The 17948-nt window shown below is 62.8% G+C and carries 17 protein-coding genes; 15 read left to right on the top strand and 2 right to left on the bottom strand.

The window, feature by feature from the left end; genetic code table 11:
• Positions 1 to 114 precede the first annotated feature (114 nt).
• Together ACSKB8_RS26775 and ACSKB8_RS26770 are read right to left on the bottom strand one after the other, a co-directional pair.
• Positions 115 to 1137, bottom strand: a complete 1023-nt coding sequence (locus ACSKB8_RS26775) for a lysylphosphatidylglycerol synthase transmembrane domain-containing protein (RefSeq protein ID WP_438107496.1) — start codon at positions 1135 to 1137, stop codon at positions 115 to 117.
• 12 nt (positions 1138 to 1149) lie between these two features.
• Positions 1150 to 1737 (bottom strand): SIS domain-containing protein, encoded by a 588-nt coding sequence (locus ACSKB8_RS26770; RefSeq protein ID WP_438107494.1) that lies wholly within the window; start codon positions 1735 to 1737, stop codon positions 1150 to 1152.
• A 162-nt stretch (positions 1738 to 1899) separates the two neighbouring features.
• Between ACSKB8_RS26770 and ACSKB8_RS26765 the strand changes: the two genes are divergently transcribed.
• The 15 genes from ACSKB8_RS26765 to ACSKB8_RS26695 all read left to right on the top strand — a co-directional run bounded on the left by ACSKB8_RS26765 (position 1900) and on the right by ACSKB8_RS26695 (position 17742).
• Positions 1900 to 2928, top strand: a complete 1029-nt coding sequence (locus ACSKB8_RS26765; RefSeq protein ID WP_438107493.1) for an SDR family oxidoreductase — start codon at positions 1900 to 1902, stop codon at positions 2926 to 2928.
• Positions 2929 to 3012: 84 nt separating this feature from the next.
• Positions 3013 to 4578, top strand: a complete 1566-nt coding sequence (locus ACSKB8_RS26760) for a PfkB family carbohydrate kinase (RefSeq protein WP_438107491.1) — start codon at positions 3013 to 3015, stop codon at positions 4576 to 4578.
• Positions 4579 to 4606: 28 nt separating this feature from the next.
• Entirely contained in the window at positions 4607 to 5608 is a 1002-nt protein-coding gene (locus tag ACSKB8_RS26755) for an NAD-dependent epimerase/dehydratase family protein (RefSeq protein WP_370985629.1), read from the top strand.
• A gap of 5 nt (positions 5609 to 5613) precedes the next feature.
• The gene (locus ACSKB8_RS26750) at positions 5614 to 6225 is read left to right on the top strand and encodes a hypothetical protein (protein WP_438107489.1); all 612 of its coding nucleotides are present in this window, start codon (positions 5614 to 5616) and stop codon (positions 6223 to 6225) included.
• Positions 6222 to 7259 carry a phosphotransferase family protein gene (locus ACSKB8_RS26745; RefSeq protein WP_438107487.1) on the top strand — a complete coding sequence of 346 codons (1038 nt, stop codon included), beginning with the start codon at positions 6222 to 6224 and terminating at the stop codon, positions 7257 to 7259. Before ACSKB8_RS26750 ends, ACSKB8_RS26745 begins: the two co-directional genes overlap by 4 nt.
• Positions 7234 to 8082 (top strand): transketolase, encoded by an 849-nt coding sequence (locus tag ACSKB8_RS26740; protein WP_438107485.1) that lies wholly within the window; start codon positions 7234 to 7236, stop codon positions 8080 to 8082. Before ACSKB8_RS26745 ends, ACSKB8_RS26740 begins: the two co-directional genes overlap by 26 nt.
• A gap of 10 nt (positions 8083 to 8092) precedes the next feature.
• Entirely contained in the window at positions 8093 to 9052 is a 960-nt protein-coding gene (locus ACSKB8_RS26735; RefSeq protein ID WP_438107483.1) for a transketolase family protein, read from the top strand.
• An 8-nt stretch (positions 9053 to 9060) separates the two neighbouring features.
• Positions 9061 to 10167, top strand: a complete 1107-nt coding sequence (locus ACSKB8_RS26730; RefSeq protein ID WP_438107481.1) for a DegT/DnrJ/EryC1/StrS family aminotransferase — start codon at positions 9061 to 9063, stop codon at positions 10165 to 10167.
• Positions 10157 to 11275: a DegT/DnrJ/EryC1/StrS family aminotransferase gene (locus ACSKB8_RS26725; RefSeq protein WP_438107479.1), complete on the top strand. Its 1119-nt coding sequence runs from the start codon at positions 10157 to 10159 to the stop codon at positions 11273 to 11275. Before ACSKB8_RS26730 ends, ACSKB8_RS26725 begins: the two co-directional genes overlap by 11 nt.
• Positions 11272 to 12078 carry a sporadic carbohydrate cluster 2OG-Fe(II) oxygenase gene (locus tag ACSKB8_RS26720; protein ID WP_438107478.1) on the top strand — a complete coding sequence of 269 codons (807 nt, stop codon included), beginning with the start codon at positions 11272 to 11274 and terminating at the stop codon, positions 12076 to 12078. Before ACSKB8_RS26725 ends, ACSKB8_RS26720 begins: the two co-directional genes overlap by 4 nt.
• Positions 12071 to 12463, top strand: a complete 393-nt coding sequence (locus ACSKB8_RS26715; protein ID WP_438107476.1) for an LIC12192 family sporadic carbohydrate cluster protein — start codon at positions 12071 to 12073, stop codon at positions 12461 to 12463. The genes ACSKB8_RS26720 and ACSKB8_RS26715 overlap by 8 nt, the downstream gene beginning before the upstream one ends.
• A gap of 26 nt (positions 12464 to 12489) precedes the next feature.
• Positions 12490 to 13155, top strand: a complete 666-nt coding sequence (locus tag ACSKB8_RS26710) for a class I SAM-dependent methyltransferase (RefSeq protein WP_438107474.1) — start codon at positions 12490 to 12492, stop codon at positions 13153 to 13155.
• Entirely contained in the window at positions 13133 to 13720 is a 588-nt protein-coding gene (locus tag ACSKB8_RS26705; protein WP_438107472.1) for a WbuC family cupin fold metalloprotein, read from the top strand. The genes ACSKB8_RS26710 and ACSKB8_RS26705 overlap by 23 nt, the downstream gene beginning before the upstream one ends.
• Before the next feature lie 4 nt (positions 13721 to 13724).
• Positions 13725 to 15485: a hypothetical protein gene (locus ACSKB8_RS26700; protein WP_438107471.1), complete on the top strand. Its 1761-nt coding sequence runs from the start codon at positions 13725 to 13727 to the stop codon at positions 15483 to 15485.
• Positions 15486 to 15813: 328 nt separating this feature from the next.
• A complete protein-coding gene (locus ACSKB8_RS26695; protein ID WP_438107469.1) occupies positions 15814 to 17742 on the top strand; it encodes a hypothetical protein in 1929 nt (642 codons plus the stop codon).
• The last annotated feature ends 206 nt before the right edge of the window (positions 17743 to 17948 follow it).

Genomic DNA, 17948 nt, shown 5'->3' with positions numbered 1-17948 from the left:
CAAGTATGGCGGACGTAGAACAGGTTTTTCATCATGGGACCGAAAAATGAGATTCGCGAGCGAGTGAGGCACTCTCACCCTGTGAAGACCAGATCGGCAACGGGCTCAAGCGGGTCATGGGTGGCTCGAGACTTCCTTGCCCTGCCCTAGCGCGAAGCTGGGCGTCCCCTCCGCCGCCTTGGCGGCCTTGTCCGCCGAATACGAGCCGCGCTCCGGACTCGCCAGCCAGATCACGCCGCCGACGAGCCCGATGATCACGCTGATGGCACCCAGCAGGAGCGAGACCGACAGCGCTTCCTCGGACGGCACGCCCGCCAGCCCGAGGCAGGCGACCATCGCCCCTTCGCGAACGCCCCAGCCGCTGATCGAGATCGGAACGGCCGTCAACAGCACCACCGGCGGAATCAGGATGCCCGCGTCGAGCACGGAGAGCTGCGCTCCGACGCCACGCGCCAAGGCGTAGCAGGCCGCCGCCGTCACCAGATGGATGAGGAGCGCCGATCCGAACAGCAAACCACGGCGCTCGGATTGCAGGAGAAGAAACCTGACGAGCGTTCCGAACCGGACGAAGCTTGCGATCGCGGGAAGCGCGATGATGCGTTTCGGCAAACGATCGAGCGTCAACAGGACCATGGTGCCGGCGACTCCCGCCAGCGTCAGCCCGCCGATGGCCAGGATCGCGGCCTGATTGGACACGCGCGACACCAGGAACGGCAGTCCGGCCACCATCAGCACGATCAGCCCGATCAACGCCGTGAAACGGTCCGCCGCAACGCCCTTGACCGCCTCCGGCCACTGCACGCTGCGCTGCCGCAGCAGCCACATCCGTACCGCATCGCCGCCGACCGACGAGGGCAGCACCTGATTGAACCAGAGGCTGATCATGAGAATCCGCCAACCGGCGAGCCAGTCCAGCGACACGCCGAGCGCGCGCATGATCAGCTCCCACCGGCCGTTGAGCACGAAGGTCTGAAAGAAGATCAGCGCCAGGGCGAGGACGAACAAGACGGGATCGACGGAGACGAGATGGTCGCGCAACTGACGCAGGTCGAGACCGCGCGCGATGTAGACCAGCACCGCGACCGACAGCAGCAGCTTCACCGAAAACAGGGCCGCCTGCTTGAACCGCGACTGCATCGGGGGCTCGCCTCAGGATGCCGGATATTCCGCGCGACCGATGACGAGGTCGATCGCGGCCATCATCCAGAACTGGTGCGCAGTCTCGACAATGTTGTAGCTGCGGCTGTCCACCCAGAAATTGACGTCGCCGAGGTTGCGCAGCGGATTGTCCGCATTCATGCCCGACAGCGTGATGACATCGAGCTTCATTGTCCGCGCCTGCGCAACCGCATTGAGGATGTTCTTCGAGCGCCCCGACGAGCTGATCGCGACGAGACAGTCGCCGGCGCGGGCGCTCAGCCGCACTGCATGCGCGATCCAGTCTTCAAATCCGTAGTCGTTGGCGAGGCACGACATCATGCTTGCATCGCTGAAGCAAAGTGCAGGCACCGATGCATTCTTCGCCAGATCGATCGCCAGATGCGAGGCAATGCCGGCGGAACCACCATTACCGATGAAGATGACGCGACCGCCCTGCTCACGCGCGCGCAACCAGGTCGCGCGGGTGGCGGAGATCCTTGCAAAAATAGCGTCATCGACGGCGGTCGCGCGATGCAGGCGCCCCATGTAATCGGCGAGGAACGCCTTGTGATCGGGATCGACGGACTCGGCAGGCATGGGCTGGCGGCTCGACTGCAACATGAGGCCCTGATACCGGCTATCACCAGGGATTGCAAAGGTATAATGCTTGCAAAAGCGGCGAGCGACTGGTAGTCGGCCTTTCGGGTTTCACTCAACATTGGCGGCGCCCGCAGGGCATTCGCACTACGGATGTTCCCTATGAAGTGCATCGTTACTGGCGGCGCCGGTTTCATCGGCAGTCACCTCGTCGATCGCCTCCTCGATGACGGCCACGAGGTGATCGCGCTCGACAATTTCGTCATCGGACGTCCCGAAAATCTTGCGTCGCGCGCCAAATCGGACCGGCTCAAGGTCGTGCGCGCAGATGTCACCGAGGCCGATTCGATCAGACCGTATTTCCACGGTATCGATTGGGTCTTCCACCTCGCGGCGCTGGCTGACATCGTCCCATCGATCGAATCGCCGATCCCGTATCACCGCGCAAATGTCGACGGCACGGTCAACGTTCTCGAAGCCGCGCGGCACGCAGGCGTCAGCCGCTTCGTCTACGCGGCGTCGTCGTCCTGCTACGGCATTCCCGACGTCTATCCGACGCCTGAGACCGCCGAGATCCGGCCGATGTATCCTTACGCTCTCACCAAGAATATCGGCGAGCAATGCGTCATGCACTGGGCCCAGGTCTACAAGTTGCCGGCCGTGGCGCTGCGCCTGTTCAACGTGTACGGGCCGCGCCATCGCACCACGGGCACCTACGGTGCCGTGTTCGGCGTGTTCATGGCGCAGAAGCTCGCGGGCAAACCCTTCACTGTGGTTGGCGACGGCGAGCAGACGCGCGACTTCACCTTCGTCAGCGACGTCGCCGATGCCTTCGTGACCGCCGCGCGCTCCGATGTCTCGCACGAGATCTTCAACGTCGGCTCGGACAACACCTACAGCGTCAACCGGCTGGTGGAGCTTCTCGGTGGTGACAAGGTCCACATTCCCAAACGTCCCGGCGAGCCCGATTGCACCTACGCCGACATCACCAAGATCAAGCGGGTGCTGAAATGGGCACCGAAGGTGAAGTTCGAGGACGGCGTCGCGACGATGCTGAAGTCGATGGACCAGTACAAGGATGCGCCGCTGTGGACGGTGGATAAGATCGCCGACGCCACCAAGGACTGGTTCAAATATCTTGGTGACGACAGCGATGCGGCGTCCGGGATGCCGCCGAAGGCAGGCCGTTGAGCAAGCTCATTCCACCCCGACGCCCCTGCCGCCAACCGATTATTTCCGGGCCGGCCAGACCGACCCGCGCCTTGGGTAATTCACATGGCTAATGCTTCGACTGACAAGCCGGCCGTCCATCCGGCACCACACCAGAAGATCAAGACGATCGAGCAACTGGGCGAGATCGCGCGGGCGGCGCAAGCCGAGGGCCGGAGCGTTGCGCTCTGCCACGGCGTGTTCGACCTCGTGCATCTCGGCCACGTCCGGCACATCCTGGCGGCGCGCAACGAGGCCGACGTGGTCATCGTGACCGTCACAGCCGACCGATTTGTGAACAAAGGCCCCGGACGGCCGATCTTTCCGGAGAGCATGCGCGCCGAGATGCTGGCCGCGCTCGGCACGGTCGACTGGGTCGGCATCAATCAGACATCCAGCGCCGAGCCGGTCCTCGATACCGTGCGCCCGGACATCTACGTGAAGGGCTCGGACTACGAAAATCCGGAGGATGACGTAACCGGCAAGATCGCCACCGAGCGTGAGGCCGTCGAACGTCACGGCGGCCGCATCGTCTTCACGCGCGACGTGACCTTCAGCTCGTCGTCGCTGATGAACCGCTACTTCGACATCTACGATCCCCCTCTGCGCGACTACCTCCAGAAGGTGCGCGAAAGCGGCGGCGCCGAACGCCTGCTGAAGCTGATCGACAAGATCCAGGACATGCACGTCGTGCTGGTCGGCGATACCATCATCGACGAATACCAATACGTCACGGCGCTCGGAAAGGCTTCGAAGGAAAACATCGTCGCGACCCAGTTCAAGAATGGCGAGCAATTTGCCGGCGGCGTCATTGCCGCGGCCAATCACGTGGCGAGCTTCTGCAAGTCGGTGGAGATCGTCACGACGCTGGGTGGCAACGACTACCCCGAAGAGTTCATCCGCGCGCATGTCCGCCCGAACGTCACGCTCACGCCGATCCGCATTCAGGGCCGCCCGACGACCCGCAAATTGCGGTACGTCGAGTTGGGCTATCTGCACAAGCTTTTCGAAGTCTACACCATGGACGACACGCCGCTCGACGAGTCCGAGCGCAGGGAGATCGACCGTATCACCGCCGAGCGCGTGCGCGGCGCTGACGTGGTCATCGTCACCGATTTCGGTCACGGCATGATCGCATCCAGCACCATCGACACGCTGATCGCGAACTCCAAGTTCCTTGCGGTCAACGCACAGAGCAACAGCGGAAATCACGGCTACAATCTGATCACGAAGTATCCGCGCGCCGACTACGTCTGCATCGACGCGCCAGAAGCGCGTCTGGCGGCCACCGACAAGTTCAACGACATCGCGTCGGTGATCCAGGGCGGCCTGCACGGCAAGATCGATTGCCACAACATGATCATCACGCACGGCTCCTTCGGCTGCTACCCCTTCTCGTCGAAGACTGGCGTTGCGCGCGTACCCGCCTTCACCAAGACCGTCGTCGACACGGTCGGTGCCGGCGACGCCTTCCTGACGATTACGGCGCCGCTGGTGGCAGCCGGCGGCAATATCGAGGACGTCGCCTTCATCGGCAACGCGGCAGGCGCGATCAAGGTTGGCATCGTCGGCCACCGCAACTCCGTCGAAAAGGCGCCGCTGGTCAAATTCGTCACCGCGTTGTTGAAATAGCGCAAAAGAAAAATTCTGGAGAGCGACAGTGATTGGTCAGAAATGGAATGTGATGGTCACCGGTGGCGCCGGCTATGTCGGCAGCGTGCTGGTTCCCCAGTTGCTGGCGGCGGGCCACAAGGTCACGGTGCTCGACCTCTTCATGTACGGTGACGACGTCTTCAGCGCCGTTCGCGACAATCCGAACCTGCGCCTGATCAAGGGCGACATCCGCGATGAGGCCGCGATCAACGAGGCCCTGCGCGGCAACAACGCGGTGATCCACCTCGCCTGCATCTCCAACGACCCCTCGTTCGAGTTGGATCCGGCGCTCGGCAAGTCCATCAACTACGACTGCTTCCGTCCGATGGTGCGCGCTGCGAAGAAGGCCGGCATCAAGCGCTTCATCTATGCCTCCTCCTCGAGCGTCTATGGCATCAAGGACGAGGCCGAGGTGACCGAGGAGCTGTCCTGCGAGCCGCTCACGGACTACTCGAAGTTCAAGGCGATGTGCGAGACCGATCTTGCCGACGAGGCCGCGTCCGGCTTCGTCACCTGCACGGTTCGCCCAGCCACCGTCTGCGGCTACGCACCGCGGCAGCGCCTCGACGTCGTCGTCAACATCCTGACCAACCTGGCGGTCAACACCGGCCGCATCCGCGTGTTCGGCGGAACGCAGAAGCGGCCCAATCTGCACATCGAGGACATGTCCGCGGCCTATCTGTTCCTGCTGCAGCAGGATGACGCGAAGATCGACGGCAAGACCTACAACATCGGCTACGAGAACCACTCGCTGATGAAGATCGCCGACATCGTCAAATCGGTGGTCGGAAATAATGTCGACGTCGCCGTCGAGCCGACCGACGATCTTCGCTCCTACCACGTCTCCTCGGAGAAGATCCGCCGCGAGCTCGGATTTGCGCCGACGCACACGATCGAGCAGGCCGTGTCCGGCCTCGTGGACGCCTTCAAGGCCGGCCGGCTGCCGAACTCGCTCAACGATCCCCGATACTTCAACATCAAGATGATGCAGAACATCAGCCTGAAGTGAGCGGCGTGCGGATCGGCATCGATTTCGACAACACCATCATCTGCTACGACAAGGTCTTTGCCCTCGTCGCGCGTCAGCGCGGGCTCGTGCCTGAGGGCTGGGAGGGACTGAAGACCGAGGTGCGGGATTATCTGCGGTCCCGCGCGGGCGGCGAGCTTGCCTGGCAAGGTCTGCAAGGCTTCGTCTATGGCAAGGGAATTGGCGGCGCCGAGATCTATCCTGGAGTCCGCGAGTTCCTCGCGGCGTGCCGCAAGGCCGGCGCGAGCGTCTATATCGTCAGCCACAAGACGCGGTTCGGCCATCAGGATCCTGACCGCGTCGATTTGCGCGACGCCGCGCGCGGCTGGTTGAGGGGCGCGGGCCTGATCGACGCCGCCGATGCGGCGCTGGCGACGGGCAATATCTATTTCGAGGATACGCTGGCGGCCAAGGTCGAGCGGCTCGCGAGCCTGCAGCTCGATATCTTCATTGACGATCTCGTCGATGTTTTCGAGCAGCCGCATTTTCCGAAGGCGACGCGGTCGATCCTGTTCACGCAGTCGAGGGCTCCTCACCCCGTCCATTGCGAGCCGGTCGCGACCTGGGCCGATATCCACCGCGGAGTGTTCGCGGAATGAGTGAGCCGGACATCAGCGCGCAGGATGCAATCTCGATCGGCAGCCGCTTGGCCGGGGCGCGCGTCGCAGCCGCCCAACCGGCGCGGTCCAGCGGCAACAACCGAGTGTTTCGGCTGGAGATGGCGAACGGACCGCCCCTCGCCCTCAAGCATTATCCATCCGACGGGCGTGATCGCCTGGGACAGGAATATGATGCGCTCTCGTTTCTGTCGCGCCACAGCATCACGTCGACACCGCGGCCGATCGCGAGGGATGCGGATGCGTTCTGCGCGCTGTATCAATGGTTCGACGGCGATGCGGCGAGCCTGCGCCCCCAAGATGACGATGCCGACCAGCTGGCCGATTTCCTGATCGAGCTGCAAAAGCTGCGCAACGCGGAGGGCGCGCAGAGTTTGCGCAACGCGTCAGCCAGCATCTTTTCGCCCGAGGCAGCTATCGCCCAGTACGAGCAACGCCTCGACGGGTTGAGGCGCGCATCGCAGGATCATCCGGAGCTGCGCGCGTTCGTGGACGGGAGCCTGGTTCCCAGCACCGCCAGCGCGATCCGGCAACTCCGTCGACGCTATGCGGAAATTGGCCGGGATCCCGCAGCGGACCTGGCGCCGGCCCATCGCGCATTGAGCCCGTCGGATTTCGGACTGCACAATGCGCTGCGCGCCGAAGACGGCAGGCTGCGATTCATCGACTTCGAATATTTCGGCTGGGACGATCCGGTCAAGCTCGTGTCCGACACCGCGATTCACCCCGGCAGCGATCTGCCCGGGGCCAGCGCAAACCGATTGATCGAACGACTCTCGCGCGCCTTCGAGGCTGGGGATGACGCGTTTGCGATCCGCCGTGACGTCCTGTATCCTGTGTTCGGGGCGATTTGGTGCCTGATTGTCCTGAATGCCTATTTGCCGGAAAGCCGCTCCCGGCGCGCCCTGGCCATGCAAGGTGGCGATTTGACAGTCCGCCTCGCCGGTCAGCTCGACAAAGCCCGCCGGCTCCATCAAACGATTTGCCAACGTGATCCAGATCTCACCACACGCTGAAGCCGCCCTCACCTGCCCGCTGGATGAGCGCAGCCTTTATCTGCGCCGCCTGGTCCTCGGTTCTGTCCGCTCGGCGGGACGCGGACATGTCGGTCCTGCCCTGTCGCTGATCGAGATGGTCCGCGTGCTCTACGACGACGTGCTGCGGATCGATCCGAAGGACCCACGCGATCCCAATCGCGACCGCGCGATCCTGAGCAAGGGCCACGGTTGTCTGGCGCTCTATGCGCTCTTGGCCGATCGCGGTTTCTTCCCGCTGTCGGAGCTGGAAGGCTTCTGCGGTCCCGACAGCATCCTGGGCGGACATCCCGAATACGGCATGGTGCCGGGAGTCGAGGCCTCGACCGGCGCGCTTGGGCATGGCCTGTCGATCGGTGTCGGCCTCGCGCTCGCCGCACGCATGCGCGAGCGCACCTACCGCACCTTCGTCCTGCTCGGCGACGGCGAGATCAACGAGGGATCGGTGTGGGAAGCCGCCATGGGCGCGGCCAAGCACGGCCTCGACAATCTGGTCGCGCTGATCGACTACAACAAGCTCCAGAGTTATGGACCCACCGACTACGTCCTGCCGCTGGAGCCGCTCGCAGACAAATGGCGCAGCTTCGGCTTCGCCGTGCAGGAGCTCAACGGCCACGACGTCGGCACACTGCGCACGGTCCTGAAGCAGATTCCGGCCGTTCCGGGGAAACCCACCGCCATCATCTGCCATACCGTCAAGGGCAAGGGTCTGCCTGCGGCGGAATCCAACGCCGATTGGCATCACAAGAACAAGCTGACCGACAGCGAGCTCGACGCCATCCGCGTCGCCGTCGGCGATTTTTGATCGGCTCCCCATGCGCAACACAACCATGAACATGGTCCACAAGCTCGCCACGCGCGACGAGCGGGTGCTTTACATCGGCTCCGATCCGGGCGCGGGCACCTTGCGCGCGATGAGCAAGGAGTTTCCCAAGCGCCATCTGATCGAGGGCATTTCGGAAGCGCACATCATCGGCATGTCGGCCGGTCTCGCGATGGAGGGCTTCGTGCCCTACGTCAACACCATCGCGACTTTCCTCACCCGCCGCTGCTACGAGCAGGTGGCCGTCGACCTCTGCCTGCACAATCTGCCGGTGCGGCTGATCGCCAATGGCGGCGGGCTCGTCTACGCGCCGCTCGGCCCGACCCACCAGGCGATCGAGGACGTCGCCATCATGCGGGCGCTGCCGAACATGACGGTGGTCTGCCCGTGCGATGCCGACGAAGCGGCGCGCATGATGGAACAAACGCTTGGCTGGACCGGGCCGATCTACATCCGGCTCGGAAAGGGCGGCGACGCCGTCGTCTCGAAGGCGGAGCACGGCTTTGAGATCGGCAAGGCAATCCTGATCCGGCCGCCGGGCGACGTTCTCATGGTGACCACAGGCATCATGCTGCAGCGAGCGTTGGCCGCAGCCGACCTGCTGGCCGCACAAGGCATTCGGGCTGGCATCCTGCACATGCATACGGTGAAGCCGCTCGACATCGCGGCACTGCTGCAAGCGATCCGCGGCACCAAGCTCGTCGCGACGCTGGAGGAGCACGTCCCCTCCGGCGGCCTCGGCAGCGCGGTTGCGGAGGCGCTGATCGACAAGCTCGGCTCCGGCCTGCCCGCGATGCTGCGGCTGTCGCTGCCGGACCGCTTCATGCACAATTACGGCTCGCAGGACTCGCTGCTGAAGAAGCACGGCCTTTCCGCTGGCGCCATCGCGACCTCGATCGAGCGCACACTTGCCGCCTCGCCCACCTCCTCTCCTCAACTTCATTCCACCTGACGGGTCACATGTACGACGTTCGATATTCCTATCTGCTCGAGCAATTCGCCGACCCCGCTCCGATCCTGGCCGAGATCGGCCGCCTGGTGGCGACCGGTGATTTCACCCTTGGCAAGCCGGTCGCCGAATTCGAGCGGCGCTTTGCCGAATTGATCGGCGTCCGTCACGCCATTGGCGTCGGATCAGGCACCGACGCGCTCAAGCTGCCGCTCAAGGCGCTCGGCATCGGCCATGGCGACGAGGTCATCACCGCCGCCAATACGTTCATTGCGACCGTCGGCGCAATCGCTGAAACCGGCGCGACGCCGGTGCTTGTCGACTGCGACGATTCCTTCTGCATGAATGTCGACCAGGTCGAAGCCGCGATCACCCCGAAGACCAAGGCGATCATGCCGGTTCAGCTGACCGGTGAGGTCACCGACATGGGCAAGCTTATGCCGATCGCCCAGCGCCACAACATCCCGGTCGTCGAAGATGCCTGCCAGGGCATCCTGTCCGAGTTCGCCGGGAAGCGCTCCGGCACCCATGGCATCGCGGCCGGCTTCTCGCTGCATCCCCTCAAGAACCTCAACGTCTGGGGCGATGCCGGCGTCGTCGTCACCAATGACGACGGGATGAACGAGCGGCTCCGCCTCATCCGCAACCACGGCATGAAGAACCGCGACGAGATCGCGATCCTCGGATGCAACTCGCGGCTTGATTCGCTGCAGGCGGTGGTCGGCAACTGGCTGATTGGCCAGACCAGCGAGATCACGCGGCGCCGGATCGAGAACGCGGCCTATTACGACGCGGGCCTTGCCGGCCTTTCCGGCCTGCGCATCCCGCCGCGCCGGCCCAACGTGAAGCACGTCTACCATCTCTACATGGTGTTCGCCGAGCGCCGCGACGAGCTTTACAAGCATTGCCTGGACAACGGCATCGAGGCCAAGATCCACTATCCGATCCCGCTGTATCAGCAGGAAGGCCTCAAGCATCTCGGCTACGCACCGGGGACCTTCCCGGTCACCGACCGCCATGCGAAGGAAGTCATCAGCTTCCCCGTGGACCAGCACCTGACGCGCGCGCAGCAGGATCGGGTCACCGAGACCGTTCGGAAGTTCTGCCATGGACGCTGACACCGGCCGCCGTCGCATCGGTTACGTCAATCTTCCCGCGCAATTCGAGGAAGAGCGCGGCGAGATCATGCAGGCGGTTGAGGGCGTATTCCAGCGCGGCGATTTCATCGGCGGGACGGCGGTCGCAAAGCTCGAGGAGGAATTGTCCGCCTATCTCGGCTCGCCGCATGTCGTGACGCTGAATTCCGGCACCAACGCGCTGATCCTCGCCATGAGGGCGCTCAACATCGGTCCGGGCGACGAGGTCATCACCCCTCCGAATTCGTTCGTGGCATCGACCGCCGCAATCATCGCGGTCGGCGCCACGCCGGTCTTTGCCGACGTGCTGCCGGACCAGAACATCGATCCGGCCGCGGTCGAAGCCGCCGTCACCTCGCGGACCAAGGCGATCATGCCGGTGCACCTGACCGGGCGCATGGCCGACATGACCCCGCTGATGGCGATCGCCGCCAAGCACGCTCTCGCCGTGATCGAGGACAGCGCGCAGGCCGTCGGCTCGACCTATGACGGACGAATGAGCGGCACCATCGGAACGTTCGGCTGCTTCTCCGCGCATCCGCTGAAGAATCTCAATGCTGCGGGCGACGCCGGCTTCATCGTTACCGCCGACGCCGAGCTCGCCGCGAGGCTTCGGCGCCTGCGCAATCACGGCCTGATCAACCGCAGCGACGTCCAGGAATGGGGCATCGTGTCACGGCTCGACACGCTTCAGGCCGAGGTGCTGCGAATCCGCCTGCGCCACCTTCCCTCCGTGATCGAACGCCGGCGGCGCAACGCTGCGCAATACCGCGCCGAACTCGCAGGCCTGCCCTTGTTCATTCCGCCCTGCCGGAACATCGAGTTCAACACCTTCCATACTTTCGTCGTGCAGACCGACCGACGCAACGACTTCCAGAAATATCTGGCCGACAAGGGCATCGAGACCGCGATTCACTATCCGATACCGATCCACCTCCAGCCGGCGGCGGCGCATCTCGGCCACGGACGCGGCGCCTTTCCGGTGACGGAACGGCAGGCGGATCAGATCCTCACCTTCCCGATCAACCAGTTCCTCTCGGCCGCCGACATCAGCTATATTTGCGCGACTGCCCGGGAGTATTTTGCATGACCGACACGGCTTTCCTTCAGGCCGACGAGCAGGCGCTGGCCCAGCGTTTCATTGACGACGGCTTCGTCACCACGCCGGCCGATGATCGCGCCGGGCTCGACCGGATTCAGCGCCGCGCCGCCGAGCTCGCGGCGGACTATCTGAAGCTGCCGCACAGCAACGATCCCTACGCGATGCTGGACACGATCCACACGCGCGTGAGCGTGGACGATCTCAATGGCCTGCGGCTGCACGTCTTCAATGGCCTCAACGCCGAGCCCTGGTTCCGACCGACCTATTTCCGTCTGGCGCGCTCGACGATCGAGACCATCGTCGGCAACGAGCTCTGCATGCAGCGCCGCGTCAATCTCAGCATCCAGCTGCCCGGCGACGATTCCTCGCTACTCGCCACCCATTCCGACGTCTGGTCGGGCGACTCGCCGTTCGAGGTCGTGGTGTGGGTGCCGCTGGTCGACGTGCACCGGACCAAATCGATGTATCTGCTGCCGCCGTCCCTGAATGGCGACATGCAGGACCGGATGGCCAGCCTGCGCAGCGCCGAAGAGCTGTACAAGACGATCAAGCCGCACGCGACCTTCATCGAGATCCCCTATGGCCACGTGATGCTGTTCAACCAGACGCTGATGCACGGCAATCGCGTCAACGAGGAACCCGGCACGCGCTGGAGCATGAACTGCCGATTCAAGAGCATCATGTCGCCCTATGCGGACAAGCGCTTCGGCGAGTTCTTCGAGCCGATCCTGCTGCGCCCGGCGACGCGGGTGGGCATGCAATACAAGCTGCCGGGAGGCTTCCATGGCTGAGCGAGCCGGCCATCGCGGCTATATCGGCGCGCGGCCGCTGAACGGCAGTCGCACCCCGCAGCATGTGCAGAACATCGTGATCCGCGACTATGCGCGGCGCAAGAACCTGCAATATCTGCTCAGCGCCGCCGAGCACACCATGCCCGGCAGCTACATGGTGCTCGAGGACATCCTGGACGAGCTGCCGCGGCTGCGCGGCCTGATCCTCTACAGCATCTTCATGCTGCCGCCCGAAGAGGCACGGCGGCGGGAGATCTACGACCGCGTGCTGCGCGAGGGCTGCGATCTGCACGCGGCCGTCGAGGAGATTGCGCTTTCCTCACGGGACGACATCCAGGCCGTCGAGGACATCCTCCTCGTCAACAAATTCGCGACCATCCTGTGACGATGGCACGGACCGATTGAACGATCATGACCGAGATCAACCTGCTCCAGCCGATGCATGCGTCGACCAAGCGGAACTACGTTCAGCGGGTCGTCGAGCATGACAAGGCGGAATCCGCGACCGTGGCGCGGCAGTGGGGCCGCGATTACTGGGACGGCGACCGCCGCTATGGCTATGGCGGCTATCGCTACGACGGACGGTGGCGCCCGCTCGCCCAGACCCTGATCGATCGCTACGGCATCAAACCCGGCATGAGCGTGCTCGATGTCGGCTGCGGCAAGGGCTACCTGCTCTACGAGTTCACCCAGCTCGTGCCCGACCTCAAGATCGCCGGCATCGACGTCTCCGACTATGGCATCGCCAACGCCAAGGAGGAGGTGCGGCCGCACCTGACGGTGGGCAGCGCCGTCGAGCTGCCCTACCCCGATCACAGCTTCGATCTCGTGGTGTCGCTCGGTGTGCTCCACAATTTGCCGCTCGAGGACGTGTTCCGCGCGGTGTCGGAAATCGAGCGCGTCGGGCGCGGCGCCTCGAAATATCTGATGGTGGAATCATTCCGCAACGAGCGCGAGAAGGCGAACCTCCTCTACTGGCAGCTCACCTGCCTGAGCTTCCACGGTCCGGAAACTTGGGCCTGGATCTACGATAAATGCGGGTACCGGGGCGACCATGGCTTCATCTTCTTCGAATGAGACGGCTGGCCCGCGCCGGCTGACCTCGCTGCGCGCGCAAAACCCGGAAGTGTATTATTCGGACGACGCCATCGTCACGGCGGATGACGCCACGATCGCGGAGCTGAAATGCATCGCCGCCGACAATCCGCGGCTGCGCAGCCGGCTATGCACGCATCCGGATCCCTCGTCCGGCCTGCACGAGATGCTGATCGTGCATCATCGCGAAGCCTATGTCCGGCCCCACAAGCACTTTGGCAAACCTGAATCGTTTCATTTGATCGAGGGCACCGCCCTGGTCGTGATCTTCGAGGATGACGGCCACATTCGCGACGTGCTCGAGATGGCGCCCTACGGCCGTGGCGCCCTGTGCTATTACCGGATGCCCGAGAAGGTCTTCCACTCGATCCTGATCACCTCGGAGTGGCTGGTGTTTCACGAAACCACGGCCGGCCCGTTCGATCCCTCACGCACCGCTTTTCCCGACTGGGCGCCCGACGGCAGCGACGCCGCCGCGGTTCAGGACTATGTCACATCACTAGGCACGCTCGCCGCGGAATATCTGAACAAGCGAGCCAAAGCTTAGGACCATGGCCAACTCCGCCGGGCTCGATGATTGTCGCATGACTGCAGGTCTAAAACCAGCAGCTCTCCGAGAACAGGCGCGATCGGGCATTGGATATGTCTACGTGGCTCTGGCCCTCGCCTTTGTTGCGAGCGTGCCCGCGCTGTTCGCGCGTGAAGTCTTCGGCGACGACTGGACCGTGTACTACGTCTACTGGACTCAAGGTCCGACCGGCGTCGCTCGCGTGCTGTGGGAGTCGGCACATGCCGGCTTTGCGATTCCGATGACGCTGTTCGTCTGGCTGCTGAACGATACTCCCGACGTTGCCGCACGCTTCGCCGGCCTCGGTTGCCATCTTGTGAACGGCGTATTGCTCTATTCGGTCCTCTCGCGGTCATCTCTCACAAGACTGATCGCGGCACTCGTTACCGCCCTGTTCTTGCTCAGCCCATTCTATGTCATTCGCCTGACTCAAAATGCGATCTATGATTTCTTCCTGCTCTTCTATCTGCTGTCTTATGAGCTGACCTATTCGAAGGTGCGCGCGCTTCGATGGGCCGCGCCATTTAGTCTGCTTTTCTCGTTGTCGCTCGAGACTCTGATCGCCCTCGAACCGCTCCGCGTCGTGCTTGCCTGGTCTAGCCCCGGGCATTGGAGGCAGAAGCTCGCGCGTCTTGCACCGTTCTGGCTGGCCGTTGCAGCCTTGATCGTTCTGCGATTGACAATTCTGGGGAAGAGTGGTCACTACGCCGGACAATATAGTTTCGCGAACGATTTCACGATCATAGGCAATGCGCTCTATGCCCACCTCATGGCCTTCCCGAGCGGCCTGAGCTACGCCTACTCTCACGGGTTCGCGCTGCTGGGGCGTCCCATTTCCGCGGTACTGACATTGGCCGCGATCACCGGGTTTGCTCTGTCCTCTTCGAGCGCATTGTCGACGCCCTGGGTGCTGAAGAGCCGCTCGACCAGGAATGCGACACTGCTGCTGCTGACGTTGGGAGCCGCGATGACCCTCATTGGCGCGTTGCCCTACGCACTGACCGGAACTTATGGCGACGTGACGCGGGGGGAGTCGAGGCTGCTCTTTCCCTCGCAGTTTGGCGTCTTGATCCTGATCGCGACCATCGTACAGGCGATTCCGGGATTGCGCGCACGCGCAGCGGTCGCGGGGGGCTTGATCGCAATCTTCGCATTGTCGTTAGCTCACGATTCCAAATGGCTGCTCTACGACGGGTTGCTCAGTGGCGACATGCTGCGGCAAGTTCGAGCGGCCTTGCTCGCGGATCCCGAGCCAAAGGTCGTGAAGCTCCAATTCGAGGATTCGCACGTCTTCTCGTTCCGCTCACGATGCCTTGGCGGCAACGACATGAACGTGGCCCAGACGATCTTGCGTGACGAAAATCGCGAGCGGTCGTTTATCTATACGGATTACTGTGGGGATTTTACCGATCCTCATTTCGTTGTGAACGGCCACTGCCCGGTTTCCTACCTCGAGACCTTTCCTTGCCCGCCCCGCCGCGAGACTTGGCGTTATCGCGCCGCGCCGGGAATTCCTCGGCCCGATGACATTGGCTTCGTCGAGCTTCTGACAACGATCCTTCGAAATAACCCCTCGGCCACGGAAGGGCGCGGTGAACTCATGCAGCTAAAGGACGGAGCGCCGGCCCCTCTGGCGAGAGCCGAGTATCGGCCGCCTTGCAACCGGCCTGGCGTCCGCGCGTCGGCCTGGTTGCTGGCGCTGCCCTCCCCCGCTTGTGATGGTGCCGCCTCCGGAGGTCGCTAGACACACGCACCACCTCACCGGACTTCCGGCTGGTCAATGAGCAAGCACGCCTCCGGCGATTGACGGTTCCCGCCGACGTCATCCCGGATGACGGACATATCATGCCCGGCAAGCAACCATCGGCTTCGTGGGATTGTTCAACGAACGCTGTGGTGGTAGAAGCCCAGTGCGAATGCTTGCGTTGAGGCAATTGGGGACTGTACGTGATTTCAGAGCGAGCTAGATTTTCTGCTGTCTTCGCAGCTTCCTCCTGCACTTCGATCGTTGCGGGCCTCGAGACCTCCTAGTGCAATACACAAGGGAATACTCGATCGCCGCCAGAGCAGTTGTGGCCGCCCTGCTGGGATGCGCCGTCGCCTACGTGGTGCTGCTGCTGTTGAAAAATCACCTTCCGTCGTTTCAATCGAATTTCGTCGAAGGCTTCGATATGGCCTTGGCAGATAAGAATTGCGACTTCTGCAAGAAGGCGTTCTACGGCTCGCTCTTCCTGTCCGGGCCGATTGCGGCCGCAGCTGCATTGTATGCGACGCATCAATCATCGGGCTCGCTCACACTGAGCACCATCACGGCGAGCCTCGTCTACCTTGCACTCCACGCCGCCAACGATACGGGCAGGTCCGGGATCGCGATCGCCTTGCTGGCGGCCGCGGCCATCACCGTCAGCCTCAATCGAGGCGCCAACAATTACTTTCCTGCTGCAAAACCCTCGACCGACACCCGGTTCAGCGTGCGGGCGGCCGATCTGCTCGTGATCGTATTCCTTGCCCTGCTGCTGATCCCCTCCGACCTTGAAGGCGTAACGGCGGCCGTGCGAGACGAATCGCATAAGGTCAGTTACTTCATCGGGCCGGCACTCTATGGCTACGCGCCCGGTCTCGTTCCGGGATTGGACTACCACTCACATTATGGTCCGGCGCTTGGCTGGTTCTTTCATCTCATCATGGGAGATGGCTGGAAATCGGCCGCCATGCGAGCGGCCGGATTGAACATCGCGATCACGCTTGCGACGTATATCCAGGCCTACTTTCTTCTGAACTACTTGATCCGGTCGAAACTCGCCGCGTCCGCTATCATCACGGCTCTCGCCGTGCTGGCTTTCTCCACCGCCAATCAGTTCTACTCGCCGTCTGCCTACCCGACGCGATTTCCTCTATTGATCGTCTTTGCATTCGCGATCAGCCTGCACTGTACCGCTCCCGGGCGCCTCACATGGCTGATCGTATCGGCCATCATGTGCGCCCTCTCGCTGCTCTGGCAGACGGAGATCGGACTGTTCTTCCTCGTGACAGGTACCTTTGTCGCCGCGATCGCCGGAGGTTTTCCGAGCTATCGCAATGCACTTGTGTTCGCGGTCACGTCGATTGCCGCCGCAATCTTGATGTGCCTGATGCTGTTCGGTTCGAGAGCCTTCTCCCTGGACTTTCTGATCGAATGCTTCCGCCCAATCATACTCTACGGGACGGGATGGGGAAGCACGCCCATCAAATGGGACTTCGGCTGGGGCATCATCTACAATCTGCCACTCCAGATCGTCGGATGCATCACCGTCGGCTGGGCCTCAATCCGGCTGTCACGGCCCTATGATTCCGCGCGGGACCGGTTCGTGACGGGACTTCTGCTGACGTTGTCGATGATTGGCATCGCGCTGATGATCAAATGGGTCAATCGAACGCTGGATGCAGTCTGGCACCAGAATGCGTTGCCGCTGGTCATCGTGACCGCGTGGTGGATCCGTCAATTTTCAGCCGGGTGGCGACCGTCGTTCCGAAGAGCCGCCGGCGCTACAGCGGCCGTTGCCACTATTCTTGCGCTGCTGTTCGTGCAAGACAAGAATAATCCGCACCTCTACGGCCTAAGATCGTATGCAACTTATCCCAGCCTTCTGAGGTGGCCATTCGTCTCGAGCCCACCAGTCACGTGGCAGGAGGACTTTGACCAGATCACCGAGACCGAAACCAAGTTCATCCAGGACAAGACTAGGCCAGACGAGAGGGTCCTGATTATCGCCCTCAGGGATTGGGCCTATCTGGCGCAGGCCCATCGGGCGCCGCTGGCCTATTTCATGCCATTCTTGGTGTCCTTTGACGCGCGATTCCTAGATCGCTCGATGACCCCGGCGGACCGGCTATTTTATGATAGCATGGTGGAGCGCAGGCCGGAGTATCCCTATGTCCAAGAGGTCATGAAGCGGATCAAGCGAGATTTCGTGGCCGTTGAGACCAGGGGTAATTTGACACTCTATGAGCGGCGGCATTGACCGCGGCCGCGGCCACAGTCTTTGAGACCGCCCATCAGCAGCCGTGTCCGCCTCCGATCGACGGCCAGCGGCACGTCTTGCAAGACCTATCGACGACTGCTACCTGCTTTGCTTGAGGACGCATCGGCCGGAGGACTGCTCCGCTCACATCGGATTGGATGTATCCGAGACCGTCTCGTTGCCGACCGCGCCGGTTTCATTGAAGG

It is taken from the genome of Bradyrhizobium sp. BR 1432 (assembly GCF_051547705.1).
GTDB lineage: Bacteria > Pseudomonadota > Alphaproteobacteria > Rhizobiales > Xanthobacteraceae > Bradyrhizobium > Bradyrhizobium zhanjiangense.
Note: the sequence above shows the minus strand (reverse complement) of the source record. Positions and strands in the feature narration are given on the sequence as shown.